Genomic DNA, 15742 nt, shown 5'->3' with positions numbered 1-15742 from the left:
ACACCCCTCGGGTTCCCAGCGGCCTTTCTTGTTTATGAGCGAAACAAGAACGGTGTGGCCGCAGATGGGCGTCCCTGAACCCCACCCCCAGCCCATCTGCGGTATTTTACAGTTGCACTGGTTTATCAAGCCAGCGCTTGCCGGTCCAAGCCAAAATTAAAGGAGTTTCGTGATGTCAAATGTCATTCCCTTTAGCGTGCCCCGTGCAAATTCGCAAAGCGGCCGGATTGAAGCGATGATAAAGTGTTTCGCCACACAGCGCCGCTTTGGCGATGATGTGTTCTGGCTTAAAGAAAACGCTGAGCTTTTGAATATTCTATACAGCAGTGGTCTAACCGTTGATCCCGCCGACCTTGCGCCGTATCGCGACTTTTATGCCAGCATAGAAAAACGAATGTCGTTTTTTCCACAATACTACAGGTTTTTGCTGTCGATAACCCAAGATTTAGAGGCGTTGGGCCTTGCGCGGGGCAAAGCCGTTCCCCTGACCAATTGGGTTGATGCACAGTCTTTGGCATCGGCTGAGCTGTCAGATTTACAGCGTGCCGAGGCGGAACGGCTTTTGCAAAGAGGCGGCATCCAAATTGCCTCGGGCAACGGTGGGCTGCTTGAAAGATTACACAGATTTATCAGCCATACCAAAACCTTCGCCGTACCAAATAAAAAAGCCGCATATGAGCTGACGCATATTATTTTTTATCTAAGTGAGTATGGCAATCAAGACCCCAAGATTAGCGCCGACGCCTTTATTTCACTTGAATTCGCCGGTCTCCTGGCTTTGCTCGATCAAAACGTTGATCTGCTGTCTGAGATTTGTATTGCCATGCGATTTGCTGGGGCCATGCCGCCCAAAGAATGGGAAACCTGGATTGGCGAGGAATTGGCCGAGTATCAAGTTTCTGAATGTGCCAATGGCGCTGTTCAGGATCACTATCATTCATATTTTATGGGCAACTGGCTGGCCGCTCTGCGGGGAAACCCCGTGTTTGAAGGCAAGCTACTGGCTCGGGCAATGAGTTTTCAAGCCTCCCAAAAATCAGTTTCTCCACTACGGGGGCTATCTGAAAGCATTTTTAAAATGGATGCTCAGCGCTGTGCTGAATGGGAAAAAATGCGGGGAAGGATCACCGTTGATCTGTCAACCGATGCTTATAGCATTCTAGAGCTGGCGGAAAAATCAAGCCCCCGTTTTGAAGAGTTTTTCGCCGGCTTTGCGCGCAGCAATGCGGTGCTTATGCGCTAGTATTTTCTGCGCAGCTAACCGCAGAGCAGAATACTGTAAAATTTAGGCTAAATTGAAAAGCTTGTACCACATCCACAAGAGCTTGACGCATTGGGGTTTTCAATCACAAACCGTGCCCCGATCAATTCTTGGGAAAAATCAATCACTGCATTTTCCAAAAACGGCAGCGAGGTGCTGTCAACAATGACTTTTTGGCCGTTGCCCTCAAGCACAAAATCATCCGCTGCCGGCGCATCTAGCCGAATATCATATTGAAATCCGGAACAACCACCGCCTTCGACCGCAACACGCAGTGCTTGCCCCTCGCTTCCGGCATTGATTTCTGCAAGCCGCGCAAAGGCGCGTTCGGTAACTTTTGGGGGTAGTTGCATTTCACGCCGCTCCAACCGGTTAACTCTTGTCTTTTTTTACCATATAAGCGCTTTAAAGCGCCACGACAAGAAAGACCTAATAATGGCTGTTGAATTTAGATCAGACCCGGCGAACAGTCGGGGGCGGTTATACCCCGAAGACGAAAGCACGTTTCGCTCTTGTTTTCAGCGGGACCGCGATAGAATCATTCACTGCAGCGCGTTTCGCCGACTTAAGCACAAGACGCAGGTTTTTATCGAACATGAAGGGGATTATTTTCGAACCCGTCTGACCCATTCCATCGAAGTGGCCCAAGTGGCCCGTACTATTTCGGGCGTTTTGGGGTTAAACGCTGAATTGACCGAAGCGGTGGCTCTGGCTCATGATCTGGGTCATCCCCCATTTGGCCACACTGGCGAAGATGCGCTTAACGCTCTGATGGAGCCCTATGGTGGGTTCGATCATAATGCACAGGCTCTGCGGATCGTAACCAACCTCGAGCGCCATTATGCGGATTTTGACGGGCTCAACCTAACATGGGAAACTTTGGAAGGAATTGCCAAACATAACGGGCCTGTCATCGGCACATTGCCCTATGCTCTGGCTGAATATAATGCCCTGCATGATCTTGAATTGCACAGCTATGCCAGCACCGAGGCACAGGTGGCCGCATTGGCTGATGATATTGCCTATAACAGTCATGATCTTCACGATGGTCTAAGGGCGGAATTGTTTTCCACTGATGAGTTGGCAGAGCTCCCTATTTTGCAGGACTGTTTTGCCGAGGTTGATCGCAAATATCCGGGCCTGAATTACTATCGCCGCCGCCACGAAGCCTTGCGGCGGTTTTTTGGTGTGCTGGTCGAAGATGTAATTGCCATTGCCCGCACCAATTTGGCAGAGCTTACGCCTAAAACTGCGAGTAACGTTCGCTATGCTGGCCGTCCAATGATTCAGTTTAGCAATGGGTTATGGGGTGATCTTAAAGTGGTACGTAAATTTTTATTCCATCGGATGTACCGCGCGCCCAGTGTGGTGAAAATGCGCAAAGAGGTTACCGAGGCGGTGACCACGTTATTTCCACTTTTTATGCAGCACCCCGAGCTATTGCCAAAACAATGGCGTAAGGACGTGCAAAAAGCCGAAGATGATGTGGCGCTGGCGCGCATTGTGGTGGATTATATCGCTGGGATGACGGATCGGTTTGCCTTGCAAGAATACGAACGGCTTGCACAAACAAAGACACATTGACCTTGCCCCTGTGCATGATAAACCGCAGCGCAAGATAAAGGATTAAGACTTATGAACCTTTTTAGCGAAATCCGGGCGCTGGTTCTTGCGGCACTTGAAAAAATGACCGCAGATGGGGAATTGCCCACTGGACTAAGCTTTGACGCTGTGGCGGTCGAGCCACCGCGTGATCCTTTGCATGGGGATATGGCGACCAATGCCGCTATGGTTTTGGCCAAGCCGTCTGGCCGCAAGCCACGTGAGATCGCGGATCTACTGGCCGCCGCCCTGCGCCAAGACATGCGGATTACGGCGGCGGACGTGGCTGGCCCGGGGTTTTTGAACTTGCGGCTTGCGCCTGAGGTTTGGCAATCACTGGTCAAAGATGTGCTTGAACATGGCCAGAGTTTTGGGCGCTCGTCAGTCGGAGCAGGTCAGCGAGTGAATGTCGAATATGTAAGCGCCAACCCAACCGGACCTTTGCACGTGGGCCACACTCGCGGCGCGGTCTTTGGCGATGCGCTGGCCAGTCTTTTGGATTACGCCGGCTACGCGGTCACACGCGAATATTACATCAATGATGGCGGCGCTCAGGTCGATGTTTTGGCACGCTCGGTCTATCTGCGCTATCTCGAAGCGCATGGGCGCGAGGTGGCCTTTGAAGATGGCACCTATCCCGGTGATTACCTTATTCCTGTTGGTCAGGCACTTAAAGACAAAGTCGGCGCTGAGTTCATTGATAAAGGCGAACAATTTTGGCTGGCCGATGTGCGCGAATTTGCATCCACGGCCATGATGGAGATGATCCGCGAAGATCTTGCGCTTTTGGGTGTAAAGATGGATTATTTCTTTAGTGAAAAGTCCCTTTATGGCACTGGGCGGATCGAATCTACAATTGATAAGCTGCGCGCCAAAGGCCTTATTTACGAAGGCGTTTTAGAACCCCCAAAGGGTAAAAAGCCCGAAGATTGGGAACCGCGCGAGCAAACGTTGTTTAAATCCACTGATCATGGCGATGATGTCGACCGCCCAGTGATGAAATCAGATGGCAGTTGGACCTATTTTGCCCCTGATATTGCCTATCACAGTGATAAAGTGGACCGCGGCTTTGATTTGCTGATTGATATTCTAGGCGCCGACCATGGCGGTTATGTGAAACGCATGAAAGCTGCGGTTTCTGCTTTGTCGGATGGCAAGGTCCCGCTCGAGGTTAAGCTGACCCAACTTGTGCGTCTCTATAAAGACGGCGAACCGTTTAAAATGTCCAAGCGGGCAGGGACATTTGTCACTCTGCGTGATGTGATTGATCAGGTGGGCGCGGATGTCACCCGTTTTGTCATGCTGACCCGCAAAAATGATGCGCCGCTGGATTTTGATTTCGACAAGGTGCTCGAGCAATCGCGCGAAAATCCGGTTTTTTATGTGCAATACGCCCATGCGCGCGTGTGCAGTGTGCTGCGCCGCGCAAGCGAGGCGGGTATCACAGTTGATGACACTACATTAAAAGCGGCTGATCTAAGGCTGCTGTCGCATCCGTCAGAGCTAAATGTTGCCAAGAAACTGGCAGAATGGCCGCGACTGATTGAAATAGCGGCGCGCACGAATGAGCCGCACCGGGTGGCGTTTTTCCTCTATGAATTGGCCAGTGAATTGCATGCGCTCTGGAACAAAGGCAATGACGAGCCGTCCTTGCGGTTTGTTCAGGAAGATGATCCTGGCACGTCGCAGGCAAAAATTGCTCTTGCACGCGCCGTTTCTGTTGTTATTTCCGCCGGTCTTGCTATTCTTGGCGTAACGCCTGCAGAGGAAATGCGCTAGGATAAAGCCTAATCTGCAGAGCTGAGGCAGAGAACCGTAGGAACAGCAGATGACTGTTTCAAACCGGAGGGCAGTATGGTGGTATATTCCCGGAGTGAACAAAGCACGCCTGATCCAGAGGGTGCAGAGGATAGCCGTGCGCTTGGCTCAGTTGCAAATTGGATCGGGGCACTGGTCAGCTTGGCACTGGTCATCGGGGTGTCACTATGGGCATACCGGCTGGTGGTGCGCGATGTAAGCGGCGTACCCGTGATTAAAGCTTCGGCCGAACCGATGCGCGTGGCACCGCAAAACCCCGGTGGGACAGCGGCACTAAACCAAGGTCTATCGGTCAATCAAGTGGTCGAGGCCGGGGATGATACCCAACCAGAGTTTGTCACTCTCGCGCCGCGACCAGTGGCTTTGGGTGACGACGACATTCCTACGGCGCAAATCGAACCGGTAAGTACGGCCGTGATCGCCGCGCCCAGCCGCAAGGCGGCCACGGTTGATATTCAAACATTAGCCGATCAGATAGCGGTCGAAGTTGCGCCGTTGAATGGTGAGTTGGATACAAGCGAAATTGTGCGTCTTGACAGCTCTAGTATTGAAAATGCGCTCAAGCAAGCCTTGAGTGAGCCGCAAACCAGCGTTGAGTTTGTTTCGTTACGCCCCAAAAAACGGCCCGATAGATTGCAGCGCGACGTGGCTGTTCCCAGCGGTGAACTTGCCGCTTTGCGCGAACTTGCCCCTGACCAAATTCCAGTTGGCACGGCTTTGGTGCAACTGGGGGCTTTTGCCTCGCCAGAAATCGCCCGCTCGGAATGGCGCCGGCTTAGCGGCAAATTTTCAAGCTTTATGGCAGGGCGCGAGTTGGTGATCCAGCGCGCCGTGAATGGCGGCCGTATATTCTACCGGCTGCGCGCAGCTGGATTTAGCGACCTCAGTGACGCGCGCCGTTTCTGTTCAACACTTAAAGCGGCTGAAACCGATTGTGTCCCTGTTGTCACACGCTAAGCAGAGCGCTCGCCCACAGATGGCTTTTGTTGCTGAAGGGGATGCCATAATACAAATTATGCAGTCAATAAGACGAAACAATTTCAAAGGCAGCTCAGCGCCTGGAGACATGGAATGAGCGATACGACGGCCTCTTTTGACCTACAGCCAATAGTGGCTGAGCGTGTCTCGGCCGAGGCCCTTATAATTGATGTCGACGGCTATGAAGGGCCGCTTGATTTGTTGCTGACACTCTCGCGCACGCAAAAAGTGGACTTGCGGAAAATATCAATCTTGGAATTGGCGCGCCAGTATTTATCCTTTGTTGAAAGGGCCAAAGCCCTGCGCCTTGAACTGGCAGCTGATTATCTGGTGATGGCTGCTTGGCTGGCCTTTTTGAAGTCCCGTCTTTTATTGCCACCTGATCCAAATGATCAGGGGCCAAGTGGGGAAGAGTTGGCAGCGCATCTAGCCTTTCAACTGGAACGTCTGCAGGCAATGCGCACTGCCGCTGCACAGCTTATGGCCCGCGATCAACGGGGGCGTGATTTTTTTGTGCGCGGGCTGCCTGAAACCGTAGAACGTGTCCGCCATGTGAGTTACACGGCTAATTTGCTTGAATTGATGCAGGCCTATTCTCGGATTAAAACCCGCGATGAATTTCGGCCGTTTGTGATGGACCGGGATAATGTTTATACCCTTGAGACTGCGCTGGAACGGATGCGGGGATTAATCGGCTATGCCGGTGATTGGACAGATATTTCAAGCTATCTGCCCGAAGACTGGCTACACAACCCAGAGCGGCGACGGGCGGCCACAGCGGCCACTTTTGCAGCCTCATTAGAATTGGCCAAAGCTGGGCGCGTTGAGCTGCGCCAAGATGAAATGTTCTCGCCGATAGAGCTTAGACGAAAAGGAACCGCCGATGACTGACATCCCATCGGACATCAGCCGTGACAGCGAAAGCCTGTTTGAAGCGCCACCAATGGGCGAGCAGGAACGTATGGTGGAAGCGATCCTTTTTGCCAGTGCAGAGCCTGTGACAGTGACCGAATTAAATGCCCGAATGCCGCATGGCTGTGATGCCGCAGAGGCTTTGATGCATTTGCGCAAGCGCTATGAAGGGCGCGGCGTTCATCTGGTAAAAGTGGGGGATGCTTGGGCCATCCGGACAGCCGGTGATCTTGGGTTTTTGATGCAAAAAGAAACTGTTGAAACCCGCAAGCTCAGCCGTGCTGCGATCGAAACATTGGCCATTATCGCCTATCATCAACCGGTAACGCGGGCAGAGATCGAAGAAATCCGTGGTGTATCTGTTTCGCGCGGCACAGTGGATCAATTGCTTGAAATGGAATGGATCCGCTTTGGCCGGCGTAAAATGACCCCCGGGCGGCCTGTTACCTTTGTCGTGACGCAGACGTTTTTAGACCATTTCGGGCTTGAAAGTGCGCGTGATTTGCCAGGTCTGAAAGAATTGCGCGCCGCTGGTCTGTTGGAAAGCCGGCCGCCTTTAGGTGCCGTGCCCGGACCAGAGAGCGACGAGGATGAAGATACTGGCGCCCCCGGTCAGAGTGAGCTGTTCGAAGATTAAAATTAAAGCGCCACAATTCCGGCGTGATTCGTCTCTATTCCCCACATATTGATGAAAGGAATAGAGTGTGGATATCACCCGAATTTTGAAGATGATAATGAATATGGCAATGCGTCAGTTGATGCGCCGTGGTGTAAACAAAGCCTTTTCTATGGGCAGCCGTTCAGCAAAAGCGGAGCAGGGGGACCAACAAACTCAATCAAATCCGTCCTCTAAAGTTGACGCAAAGCGGATACGGAAAAGTATGAAAGCTGTAAGGCGTATTAGCCGCTTTTAAAATGTTTGGATAATTTAAGCCCTTGGCCTTGATAATTTGATGCAATCCCGGCGCCGTAAAGCTGCGCTGGTTCTTTTAGCATTCTTTCATAGACCAAACGTCCAACAATCTGCGCATGCTCAAGTACAAATGGAGCTTCGTGACAGCGCACTTCAAGCACGCCGCGCGATCCGCCACCGCCGGCAGCTTGATGGCCAAACCCGGGATCAAAAAAACCAGCGTAATGCACGCGAAATTCGCCAACCATGGCTAGGAAAGGCGCCATTTCAGCAGCATAGGCAGGGGGAATATGAACAGCCTCACGGCTAACCAAAATATAAAAAGCGCCGGGATCTAAAATGATCTGGCCGTCCGAGCTGTGAACCTCTTCCCAAAACTCCGCCGGCTCATAGGCGCCAATCCTGTCAAGGTCGATCACGCCGGTGTGCGGTTTGGCGCGGTAGCCGACCAAAGTCCCATTGGCCGGTTTTAAGTCAACCGAAAACCCAAGCCCGTCACTGATCACAGCCTCGCCGCTGACAAGGCGATCACTGGTATGCAGATCACTTAGCTCACTATCGTTTAAAATAGCCTGTCCTTGACGAAACCGGATCTGATTAAGCCGCATGCCGGGGCGCACCAAAACCGAAAAGGACCGTGGGCAAATTTCAGCATAAAGCGGGCCTTTATACCCGGGGCGAATGCGGTCAAACTCGGTGCCATTATCGGTGATAACCCGGGTTAATAGATCAAGCCTGCCAGTTGAGCTTTTAGCGTTTGCCACCGCCTGAATATCGTCGGGCAGATCAAGCGTTTCCATTAATGGAAGCACGTAGACACAGCCCTTTTCCAATACTGCGCCCTGAGAAAGGTCAATTTCATGCATTTCAAAGTTTTTAAGCCGATCTGTAAGCTTGCGCTCATCGCCTGAAAGGAACGAAGCCCTAACCCGCCAGGCTGTATTGCCTAGGCGCAGGTCTAGGCTGGCAGGTTGAATTTGCTCGGATAGAATTGGCGGCTGTGCAGTAATGGTCGCGCTATTGATCATTTGCTGGATACTTTGGTCAGGCAATACGCCGCTCATCTTATATTCCTCTCTGCTCGGGAGCTTGCCCAAATAAAAAAACGCCTGGAACCCATACGGCTGCAAGCGGTTTTTTGGTTGGGCTAGTGAAACTTGAGGCTTCGTATATCTCTGTTGTCATTGCATTTTCTTATCAGGCTTGCGCTATTTTTCGCGCCGATCCTAGCGTTATCAGTTAAACGCATTGCGTCTTTTTTCAAGATGACGGCAGGCACTGCTGTCATAATACCGTACACCAGTAAGCCCTTCGATGACTTCTCGCAACATAAAATGTTTAAACATCTGGGTGCTTTTAACCGCCTAATCATCACTATAACTCTGTTGAACCTGCGGGTAACTTTATACCATTAATACAGCGCTTTTGCCGTGCACATGATTTCCGGTCCGATGAGGTTATCACCCCTTCCCAAGCGTTGAATATAGAAAGCTCTTGGCTTCAAAGATATTCATCTATGTGATGAAAAGCTCTTTACTTGATCGTGCCGCCAGCATCGTTGATAATCAGGTAAGAATTATAAAGCGATGGATTTTATTTTGATATTCTCAGAAAGCTATTGAATTTAAATGACCAAAAGAGAGTTACCGAATGGCTAAACTAACCTTGGCTGATGCATTAAAACTGGGGATTGAGGCCCAAAAAACAGGCCAGGCTCAAAAAGCGGATGGATACTACACTTCTATTTTGAAAGTGAAACCGGATCATCCTGCGGCCAATTATAATTTAGGCGTATTGGCCTTTAGTATTGGCAAGCCTGAGCAGGCGCTTGGCTTGTTTGAAAAGGCCTTAAAATCAAACCCGTCCGTTCACAAACACTGGCTTAGATGTGTTTCTACTTTGGTTGACTTGGGGAAAATTGACGATGCAAAGAAGTTAGCTCAAAAAGCAAAGAATGATAATCTACCCGGCGATCTCATCCAAAAGCTAAATAATTTAATCACTGCCCAAACCATCACGGGATCGCAAAACTCTGTCCAAGAAGCAGAGTATGAACTACGTACGCTTTATGATCAGGGGCAGTTGACGCAAGTGATTTCGCGGGCTGGCGTGCATATCAAAAGACACCCGGAAGCTGTTGATATTTGGAATATTTTAGGAGCTGCCTATAAAGGACTTGGCAAGATTAAAGAAGCCGCAGAGGCCTTTAAAAAGGTCACTCAGCTTAGTCCTAGCTATGCGGACGGCTACAGTAATCTGGGCATTGCCTTAAGGCAGCAAGGAAAGCTGGAACAGGCAATTAATGCACAAAGGAAGGCTCTGGCTCTTAATCCTGATTTCGCCGAAGCTTACAACAACATGGGTGTTATTCTTGTAGAGCAAGAAAAGCTAGAAGAGGCTATAGAAGCTTTTAAGAAGGCAGTCACTCTCAAACCTGAATATGCCGGTGCCAATACTCAAATGATTCATCAAAAACAACACATTTGCGATTGGAGCAATAGGACCCAAGATTTGGCCAGTGCTGCAAAATTAGGAATAAAAGCAACTGCAGTGCCGCCGTTTTCCATGCTTTCATTAGAAGATAATCCAGAGCGCCATCTATTGCGGTCGCAAAAATATGCAGCAGAAAAATTTAAACATGACCCACTGTCATTACCGGCGCCCCCTATAAAAAAGCCTAAAAAGCTTAGGATTGGCTATTTCAGCGCTGACTTTAGAGAGCACCCGGTTACACGTCTGATGGCTAAAGTTTTTAAGGTGCATGACCGATCACGTTTTGATGTCTTTGGATATGCTGTCGCTGGTTCAAAGTTCGATACAATGCAAACAAAGCTCGCAGAAACATTTGATAAATTTAAAGATGTCCATGGCCTCAGCAACCAAGCGATCAAAGAAACAGTGCATAGCGATGAAATTGATATCGCTATTGATTTGACCGGATATACAAAAGATGGTCGCAGCGGTCTTTTTGCCAGCCGCTTAGCCCCTATTCAAATAAATTTTCTTGGATATCCTGGCTCAATGGGTGCAGATTTTATGGACTATATAGTTGCGGATCCTTTTTTAATTCCTGAGAGCTATCAGACTTATTACTCAGAAAAAATTATCTATATGCCCCATACATATCAGCCTCAGGACGATGGTCTGTTGATGGATCATTCGGTGCCGTCAAGGTTTGAGTTGGGTTTGCCCAAGGATGGATTTGTGTTTTGCGCATTCAATAGAAGCTATAAAATTGATCCACAGGTTTTTAAGATTTGGATGCGGTTGCTAAAGGAAAAGCCAAATAGCGTTCTTTGGTTGGTCATGAGCAATAAAGCCTCAAAGATGAACTTGATCAAACAGGCCCAAAAACAGGGTATAAATGCTGAAAGACTGGTATTTTCAGAGAAAGTCGAACACAAAAAATATCTTGCCCGGTTTCAACAAGCCGATCTGTTTCTTGATACATTTATTTATAACGCTGGCGCAACGGCCAGTAACGCACTTTGGGCAGGTCTGCCCGTGCTTACAAAATCTGGAAAAAGTTACACTTCCCGAATGGCCGGAAGCCTGCTAAATGCGGTAGGCTTACCAGAATTAATAACAACAACAGATCAAGAGTATGAAAGCCTAGCGCTTGACTTGGCGCAAAACCGTGAAAAACTGAACAGAATTCGCAACAAGCTCTCACGAAACATAAAAACCAATCCATTATTTGATACAGGCCGCTACACGCGCAATCTCGAACTAGGTTTTGAAATGGCCTATGATCGCTATTTGCAAGGTAAAGGCCCAGAGCACATTGTTGTCACCGATAAAAACGAGCCACATTCAAAGTAAAAGATAAGTGCAAAACCGGCCTCCAGAATTTTAGGTAAAGCTGCAATCTTTTGCAAGGCTGGCCTGAGTTTGCCATAAAGCCCTTTATAAAAGGGTGGTGTGCAAACAATAAACAAAACATAAAAACTGTTTTTGGTCGGGCTAGCAGGACTCGAACCTGCGACCTTCCGTCCCCCAGACGGACGCGCTACCAGGCTGCGCCATAGCCCGTAATTGCACAATCTCTTAACGGTTTTGACAGCAGGGGCAAGGGAAAAAGTACCATTTAATGCGGATCGTTGGCCTTGCGCCGTTCGAGCTCTTCTTTCAGTTCTGCACTGAGCGAATGTAATTCATCGCCGGGCTTTGAACCCAAGGGAGATAACCGCTTAATTGCCCTGATCAAACCTGCAGTGTTTGCAACAATCGGTTCGTTATCAGTCCTTGCACTGTTTGGAACTTCATTAGACCAGAAGTTCAAAGTAGTTTGCTCACCTTGTTCGTCTATATTTTCAGTATCGGCAGGCAAAACGGGGGCTCGGGTAAGATTGATCACATTGTCCTGGGCTAAACCCACTTCTTTTTGCTCTATGGGGTCGGTTTGCTCAAGTGGTTGGTCAGAATCTGAAGCAAGCACTGCTTCAAGCGGTGGAGACAGGCTGCTTACATGTTTGATGCCTTTTTCGCGCAGTATTTTTTGCGCCCCTTTGATGGTCATCCCATCTTCGTGCAGCAATTTGCGAATGCCGCCGATCAATAACATATCAGCAGGGCGGTAATAGCGCCGTCCTCCGGCGCGTTTAACGGGTTTGATTTGATTGAATTTACTTTCCCAAAACCGAAGCACATGAGTCGGAATCCCAAGCCAGTCTGCAACTTCGCTAATGGTTCTAAAGGCCTCGGCTGATTTGTTCATTCCGGCACTCTGGATTATTATTTGTTACCCTCAGAAACCCGATCTTTCATCAGATGTGAGGGCCGAAAGGTCAAAACCCGACGCGGGGTGATGGGCACTTCTTCCCCAGTTTTGGGGTTGCGCCCCACTCGGGCATTTTTATCACGCACGCTAAAAGTCCCAAAGGAAGAGATTTTGACTTGCTCTCCGCGCACAAGCGATGCCGAAATATGCTCTAAAACACTTTCGACCAGTTCGGCGCTTTCACTTCTTGATAATCCGACTTCGCGAAAAACGGCTTCGCTTAAGTCCATTCGAGTCAAGGTTGTATCACTCATTATGTATCCCCATTTTGTATATTTGTAATGTGTCGTGATTTTACGAGTCAATAACAATGGCTTATTTAAAAAGGCATTTTTTTACTTTTATAAATTTTTCAGGAGTTTTTAGCAATTTAAATTTGCTACCAACGCAAAACCACTGCGCCCCAGGCCAAGCCGCCGCCGATCGCTTCGGTGACGATAAGGTGATTTTCTTTAAGCTGCCCATTGGCTTTGGCAACCGAAAGCGCAAGCGGAATTGAAGCTGCAGAGGTGTTGCCGTGGTCTTGGACAGTGATCACAACACGCTCTGTTGGGATGCCCATTTTCTTTGCGGTGCCGTTGATTATGCGCAAATTGGCTTGATGCGGCACCACCCAATCAATGTCATCGGCGGTGACGCCGGCCTGATCCATTGCGGTTTGTGCCGTGATTGCCAGTTTTTCAACAGCATGGCGAAACACTTCTTTGCCTTGCATACGCAAATGGCCCGTGGTGTGCGTGGATACGCCCCCATCAACATATAAAATATCTCGGTGCCGCCCATCTGAATTTAAATCAACCGATAAAATTCCGCGATCGGCTTTGCTGCCGCTGGTCTCTTGCGCTTCAAGGATCAGCGCACCGGCGCCATCGCCGAAAAGCACGCAGGTAGAGCGATCGCTCCAGTCCATCAATCTGCTAAAGGTTTCAGCACCGATGACCATTATGCGCTTGGCTTGTCCGGATATTATTTGCGCATTTGCCGAAGAAAGCGCAAAAATAAATCCGGCGCAAACAGCCTGCACATCATAGGCAAAGCCGCGCTGCATATGGAGCCCCGCTTGAACCATGGTCGCAACGGACGGAAATGTAAGGTCTGCTGTGGATGTAGCAACGATGATCGCATCCATATCATCGGCTGAAAGCCCGGCATCTTTAAGCGCCGCATTGGCGGCTGCAACAGCCAAATCAGACGTTGTTTCGCCTTCGGCTGCAAAATGCCGACGCTCGATTCCCGAGCGGGCTTTGATCCATTCATCAGAGGTTTCGAGGGTTTCTTCAAACTCAGAGTTCGGCACAATCCTCTCTGGAAGGTAATGCCCTACGCCCCGTACAACGGCCCTAATTTGCATTTGTTACTTGGTCCCTGGTTCAGCAGATGTTTCATCGTGCTTTATTGGCGTTATAGATGCAAGGCGTGCCGCAATTTTTTGCGAAAACTTTGATTGAGTTAGCTGCACGGCCAATTTGACCGCCGCTGAAACGCCCAGTGCGTCCGCCGAGCCATGCGATTTAACCACTGTTCCATTGAGCCCTAGAAAGACACCGCCATTGACCTGCCTTGGGTCTATGCGCTTTTGCAAGCGCCGCAAAGACGAGACGGCCAACAGCTGTGCAAGACGTGACAGTGGGGAATAGCGGAAAGCCTGTTTTAGCAAATCGCCGATCAAGCTGGCAGTGCCTTCACCAGTTTTGAGCGCTATGTTGCCGGTAAAACCATCGGTGACAATCACATCGGCCTTGTCTCTAGGAATGTCCCCGCCTTCGACAAAGCCAACAAAGTCGTAATGCCCACTTTCACTATGCTGAGCAATCAAGTCATGCGCTTCGCGCAATTCGGGGCGACCTTTGTGTTCTTCGGTTCCCACGTTTAGCACACCCACCCGAGGGGTCTTTAGCTGTAGACCGTTTCGGGCGTATGAAACACCCATCAACGCGTATTGCAACAAATCATTAGCATCTGCACGAATGTCGGCACCGACATCTAACATGACATTAAAACCACCTGCGCTCCGCGATGGCCATAAGATTGCGATTGCAGGGCGGTTCACACCCGGCAATTTGCGCAAACGGATCATGCTTAAAGCCATCAAGGCGCCGGTGTTGCCGCAAGAAACACAAACCTCGGCTTCGCCGTTGCGCACTGATTCTATAGCGGACCACATTGAGGTGCCTTTGCCTTGCCGCAAAACATGGCTTGGCTTGTCTTGCATCGAGACCACATCAGTGGCGTTGCGGATATCGCAACGACCGGTGAGGGCACGACGCCGCTCGACAAGTTTTTGTAACTTATCGTCGGGTCCATGCAGAATAAAATGTAGATCAGGATTTATCTTTGCAGATCTGGCAATTCCAGCAACCACTGGAGCAGGGCCTCGATCACCGCCCATAGCATCAATACTTATAACCGTGCGCCGAGGCGCGTCTACCGGTGTATTTTGTGCTGCGGTCATCAAACCAGGGCCCTAAAAAAACTAGGCCGCGTCTTCGTCCAGATCGATCTCGTCAACCATCGCAACAACCTCACGGTCGCCATAATGGCCGCAAGCAGCACAGATATGATGCGGGCGCTTTAGCTCACCACAATTACTGCACTCGTTGGGATTCCCCGCCACAAGTGCGTCATGAGCCCGGCGATTGTTGCGCCGTGATTTCGATACTTTATTTTGTTGGACAGCCATGTCTCAACCTCAATTTATCAGGGCATCAGCCCTTGGTTCCATCCGTGTATCCGAGGCGCATACATCTAATTGCCGTTCAGATACAAGCCAATTTCGCAAGAAGGCGCGAAAATACTGCGATTTGTGTGTTTGACAAGAGCTCACAGTACACATTCAGCTATCTTTTTGCATTTTTTCTTGGAGTTTGGCTAGCCCGGAAAAGGGTTTAGCATCCGCATCAGTCATTGGGGCAACACCGGGTTGGCTAAAATTGGTTTCGCTCAAAGCCGCCCCCTGCGCCCGCGGGTAATCCGGCGCTTCAATCGACAGGGCCTCGGTCAGGACCGATAAAAGGTTGATTTCCTCTGGCAAAGGCTCAAGCGTTTCATCGCCATCCATTTCAATTTCGTCCACCGGATTTTCCATTGGTGCCAAGTCTGCGGCAGGCATAAATCGCCGTTGCACTGCGCAATCCAAACGCGTGATCACTGGCTGTAGTGTAACCACGCACTCTTGTTCGATGGTTGCTCCAAGCTTGGCCTTGAGCGCCCAGTTTTTTTTACCGCTGGCAATCATCTTTCCGGTGAACCGTAGTTTGCGCAAAGCTCGAAATCCTAGCTCTTTTGCGAGTTGACGACGTTGGTTTGCATCCGGGCTGATATCAAAGGAAGTTGGGCGCTGTTGGCTCAGGTCGGCCAAGCGAAATATGCTCTGCGGAGAAGGGGGCGTCGGCGAGGGCAACATATTTACCTTTCAGGACAAGTTTGCGTGTATTGCAAAAATGGAATAAAGCCCAATGTGTAACAAGACAAGGGTCGG

General features: G+C 49.9%; 16 protein-coding genes and 1 tRNA gene. 8 read left to right on the top strand and 9 right to left on the bottom strand.

Annotated features, from left to right (window positions below; translation table 11 throughout):
* Positions 1-172 precede the first annotated feature (172 nt).
* Complete coding sequence (locus GN278_09970; GenBank protein XAT61036.1) at positions 173-1243, top strand: hypothetical protein; 1071 nt, start codon at positions 173-175, stop codon at positions 1241-1243.
* A gap of 47 nt (positions 1244-1290) precedes the next feature.
* On the opposite strand, the gene GN278_09965 is transcribed toward GN278_09970, so the two are convergent.
* A complete protein-coding gene (locus tag GN278_09965; protein XAT61035.1) occupies positions 1291-1614 on the bottom strand; it encodes an iron-sulfur cluster assembly accessory protein in 324 nt (107 codons plus the stop codon).
* 82 nt (positions 1615-1696) lie between these two features.
* On the opposite strand from GN278_09965, the gene GN278_09960 reads away from it, so the two are divergent.
* The 6 genes from GN278_09960 (at position 1697) to GN278_09935 (ending at position 7485) form a co-directional block, all read left to right on the top strand.
* Positions 1697-2845, top strand: a complete 1149-nt coding sequence (locus GN278_09960; protein XAT61034.1) for a deoxyguanosinetriphosphate triphosphohydrolase — start codon at positions 1697-1699, stop codon at positions 2843-2845.
* A gap of 51 nt (positions 2846-2896) precedes the next feature.
* Entirely contained in the window at positions 2897-4642 is a 1746-nt protein-coding gene (locus GN278_09955; protein XAT61033.1) for an arginine--tRNA ligase, read from the top strand.
* A gap of 75 nt (positions 4643-4717) precedes the next feature.
* On the top strand, positions 4718-5638 hold the full coding sequence (locus tag GN278_09950; GenBank protein XAT61032.1) for an SPOR domain-containing protein: 921 nt from the start codon (positions 4718-4720) through the stop codon (positions 5636-5638).
* A 114-nt stretch (positions 5639-5752) separates the two neighbouring features.
* Positions 5753-6550: a segregation/condensation protein A gene (locus GN278_09945; GenBank protein ID XAT61031.1), complete on the top strand. Its 798-nt coding sequence runs from the start codon at positions 5753-5755 to the stop codon at positions 6548-6550.
* Positions 6543-7208 (top strand): SMC-Scp complex subunit ScpB, encoded by a 666-nt coding sequence (gene scpB, locus GN278_09940; protein ID XAT61030.1) that lies wholly within the window; start codon positions 6543-6545, stop codon positions 7206-7208. The genes GN278_09945 and scpB overlap by 8 nt, the downstream gene beginning before the upstream one ends.
* A gap of 67 nt (positions 7209-7275) precedes the next feature.
* Positions 7276-7485 carry a hypothetical protein gene (locus GN278_09935; protein ID XAT61029.1) on the top strand — a complete coding sequence of 70 codons (210 nt, stop codon included), beginning with the start codon at positions 7276-7278 and terminating at the stop codon, positions 7483-7485.
* On the opposite strand, the gene GN278_09930 is transcribed toward GN278_09935, so the two are convergent.
* The gene (locus tag GN278_09930; protein XAT61028.1) at positions 7472-8548 is read right to left on the bottom strand and encodes a 2'-deoxycytidine 5'-triphosphate deaminase; all 1077 of its coding nucleotides are present in this window, start codon (positions 8546-8548) and stop codon (positions 7472-7474) included. The two genes, GN278_09935 and GN278_09930, sit on opposite strands and share 14 nt — an antisense overlap.
* Before the next feature lie 586 nt (positions 8549-9134).
* Between GN278_09930 and GN278_09925 the strand changes: the two genes are divergently transcribed.
* The gene (locus GN278_09925; GenBank protein ID XAT61027.1) at positions 9135-11306 is read left to right on the top strand and encodes a tetratricopeptide repeat protein; all 2172 of its coding nucleotides are present in this window, start codon (positions 9135-9137) and stop codon (positions 11304-11306) included.
* 133 nt (positions 11307-11439) lie between these two features.
* On the opposite strand, the gene GN278_09920 is transcribed toward GN278_09925, so the two are convergent.
* The 7 genes from GN278_09920 to GN278_09890 form a co-directional block, all read right to left on the bottom strand.
* A tRNA-Pro gene (locus tag GN278_09920) sits at positions 11440-11516 on the bottom strand.
* 55 nt (positions 11517-11571) lie between these two features.
* On the bottom strand, positions 11572-12201 hold the full coding sequence (locus tag GN278_09915; GenBank protein XAT61026.1) for a MerR family transcriptional regulator: 630 nt from the start codon (positions 12199-12201) through the stop codon (positions 11572-11574).
* A gap of 17 nt (positions 12202-12218) precedes the next feature.
* On the bottom strand, positions 12219-12518 hold the full coding sequence (gene ihfA, locus GN278_09910) for an integration host factor subunit alpha (protein XAT61025.1): 300 nt from the start codon (positions 12516-12518) through the stop codon (positions 12219-12221).
* A 125-nt stretch (positions 12519-12643) separates the two neighbouring features.
* Positions 12644-13615: a beta-ketoacyl-ACP synthase III gene (gene fabH, locus GN278_09905; GenBank protein XAT61024.1), complete on the bottom strand. Its 972-nt coding sequence runs from the start codon at positions 13613-13615 to the stop codon at positions 12644-12646.
* A 3-nt stretch (positions 13616-13618) separates the two neighbouring features.
* Positions 13619-14716: a phosphate acyltransferase PlsX gene (plsX, locus tag GN278_09900; GenBank protein XAT61023.1), complete on the bottom strand. Its 1098-nt coding sequence runs from the start codon at positions 14714-14716 to the stop codon at positions 13619-13621.
* A gap of 21 nt (positions 14717-14737) precedes the next feature.
* Positions 14738-14944 carry a 50S ribosomal protein L32 gene (gene rpmF / locus GN278_09895; protein XAT61022.1) on the bottom strand — a complete coding sequence of 69 codons (207 nt, stop codon included), beginning with the start codon at positions 14942-14944 and terminating at the stop codon, positions 14738-14740.
* Between the two features lie 153 nt (positions 14945-15097).
* Positions 15098-15667: a DUF177 domain-containing protein gene (locus GN278_09890; GenBank protein ID XAT61021.1), complete on the bottom strand. Its 570-nt coding sequence runs from the start codon at positions 15665-15667 to the stop codon at positions 15098-15100.
* Positions 15668-15742 lie beyond the last annotated feature (75 nt).

The sequence above is a fragment of the Rhodobacteraceae bacterium Araon29 genome, from assembly GCA_039640505.1.
In the GTDB taxonomy this organism is placed as follows: domain Bacteria; phylum Pseudomonadota; class Alphaproteobacteria; order Rhodobacterales; family Rhodobacteraceae; genus CABZJG01.
This window is presented reverse-complemented; position numbering and strand designations above follow the sequence as displayed.

Coding starts and splice junctions, on each gene's coding strand:
- GN278_09930 (XAT61028.1), bottom strand. CDS start 8,548: ATGAGCGGCGTATTGCCTGACCAAAGTATCCAGCAAATGATCAATAGC.
- plsX (XAT61023.1), bottom strand. CDS start 14,716: ATGACCGCAGCACAAAATACACCGGTAGACGCGCCTCGGCGCACGGTT.
- GN278_09890 (XAT61021.1), bottom strand. CDS start 15,667: ATGTTGCCCTCGCCGACGCCCCCTTCTCCGCAGAGCATATTTCGCTTG.
- GN278_09955 (XAT61033.1), top strand. CDS start 2,897: ATGAACCTTTTTAGCGAAATCCGGGCGCTGGTTCTTGCGGCACTTGAA.
- GN278_09945 (XAT61031.1), top strand. CDS start 5,753: ATGAGCGATACGACGGCCTCTTTTGACCTACAGCCAATAGTGGCTGAG.
- ihfA (XAT61025.1), bottom strand. CDS start 12,518: ATGAGTGATACAACCTTGACTCGAATGGACTTAAGCGAAGCCGTTTTT.
- scpB (XAT61030.1), top strand. CDS start 6,543: ATGACTGACATCCCATCGGACATCAGCCGTGACAGCGAAAGCCTGTTT.
- GN278_09950 (XAT61032.1), top strand. CDS start 4,718: ATGGTGGTATATTCCCGGAGTGAACAAAGCACGCCTGATCCAGAGGGT.
- fabH (XAT61024.1), bottom strand. CDS start 13,615: ATGCAAATTAGGGCCGTTGTACGGGGCGTAGGGCATTACCTTCCAGAG.
- GN278_09960 (XAT61034.1), top strand. CDS start 1,697: ATGGCTGTTGAATTTAGATCAGACCCGGCGAACAGTCGGGGGCGGTTA.
- rpmF (XAT61022.1), bottom strand. CDS start 14,944: ATGGCTGTCCAACAAAATAAAGTATCGAAATCACGGCGCAACAATCGC.
- GN278_09965 (XAT61035.1), bottom strand. CDS start 1,614: ATGCAACTACCCCCAAAAGTTACCGAACGCGCCTTTGCGCGGCTTGCA.
- GN278_09915 (XAT61026.1), bottom strand. CDS start 12,201: ATGAACAAATCAGCCGAGGCCTTTAGAACCATTAGCGAAGTTGCAGAC.
- GN278_09970 (XAT61036.1), top strand. CDS start 173: ATGTCAAATGTCATTCCCTTTAGCGTGCCCCGTGCAAATTCGCAAAGC.
- GN278_09925 (XAT61027.1), top strand. CDS start 9,135: ATGGCTAAACTAACCTTGGCTGATGCATTAAAACTGGGGATTGAGGCC.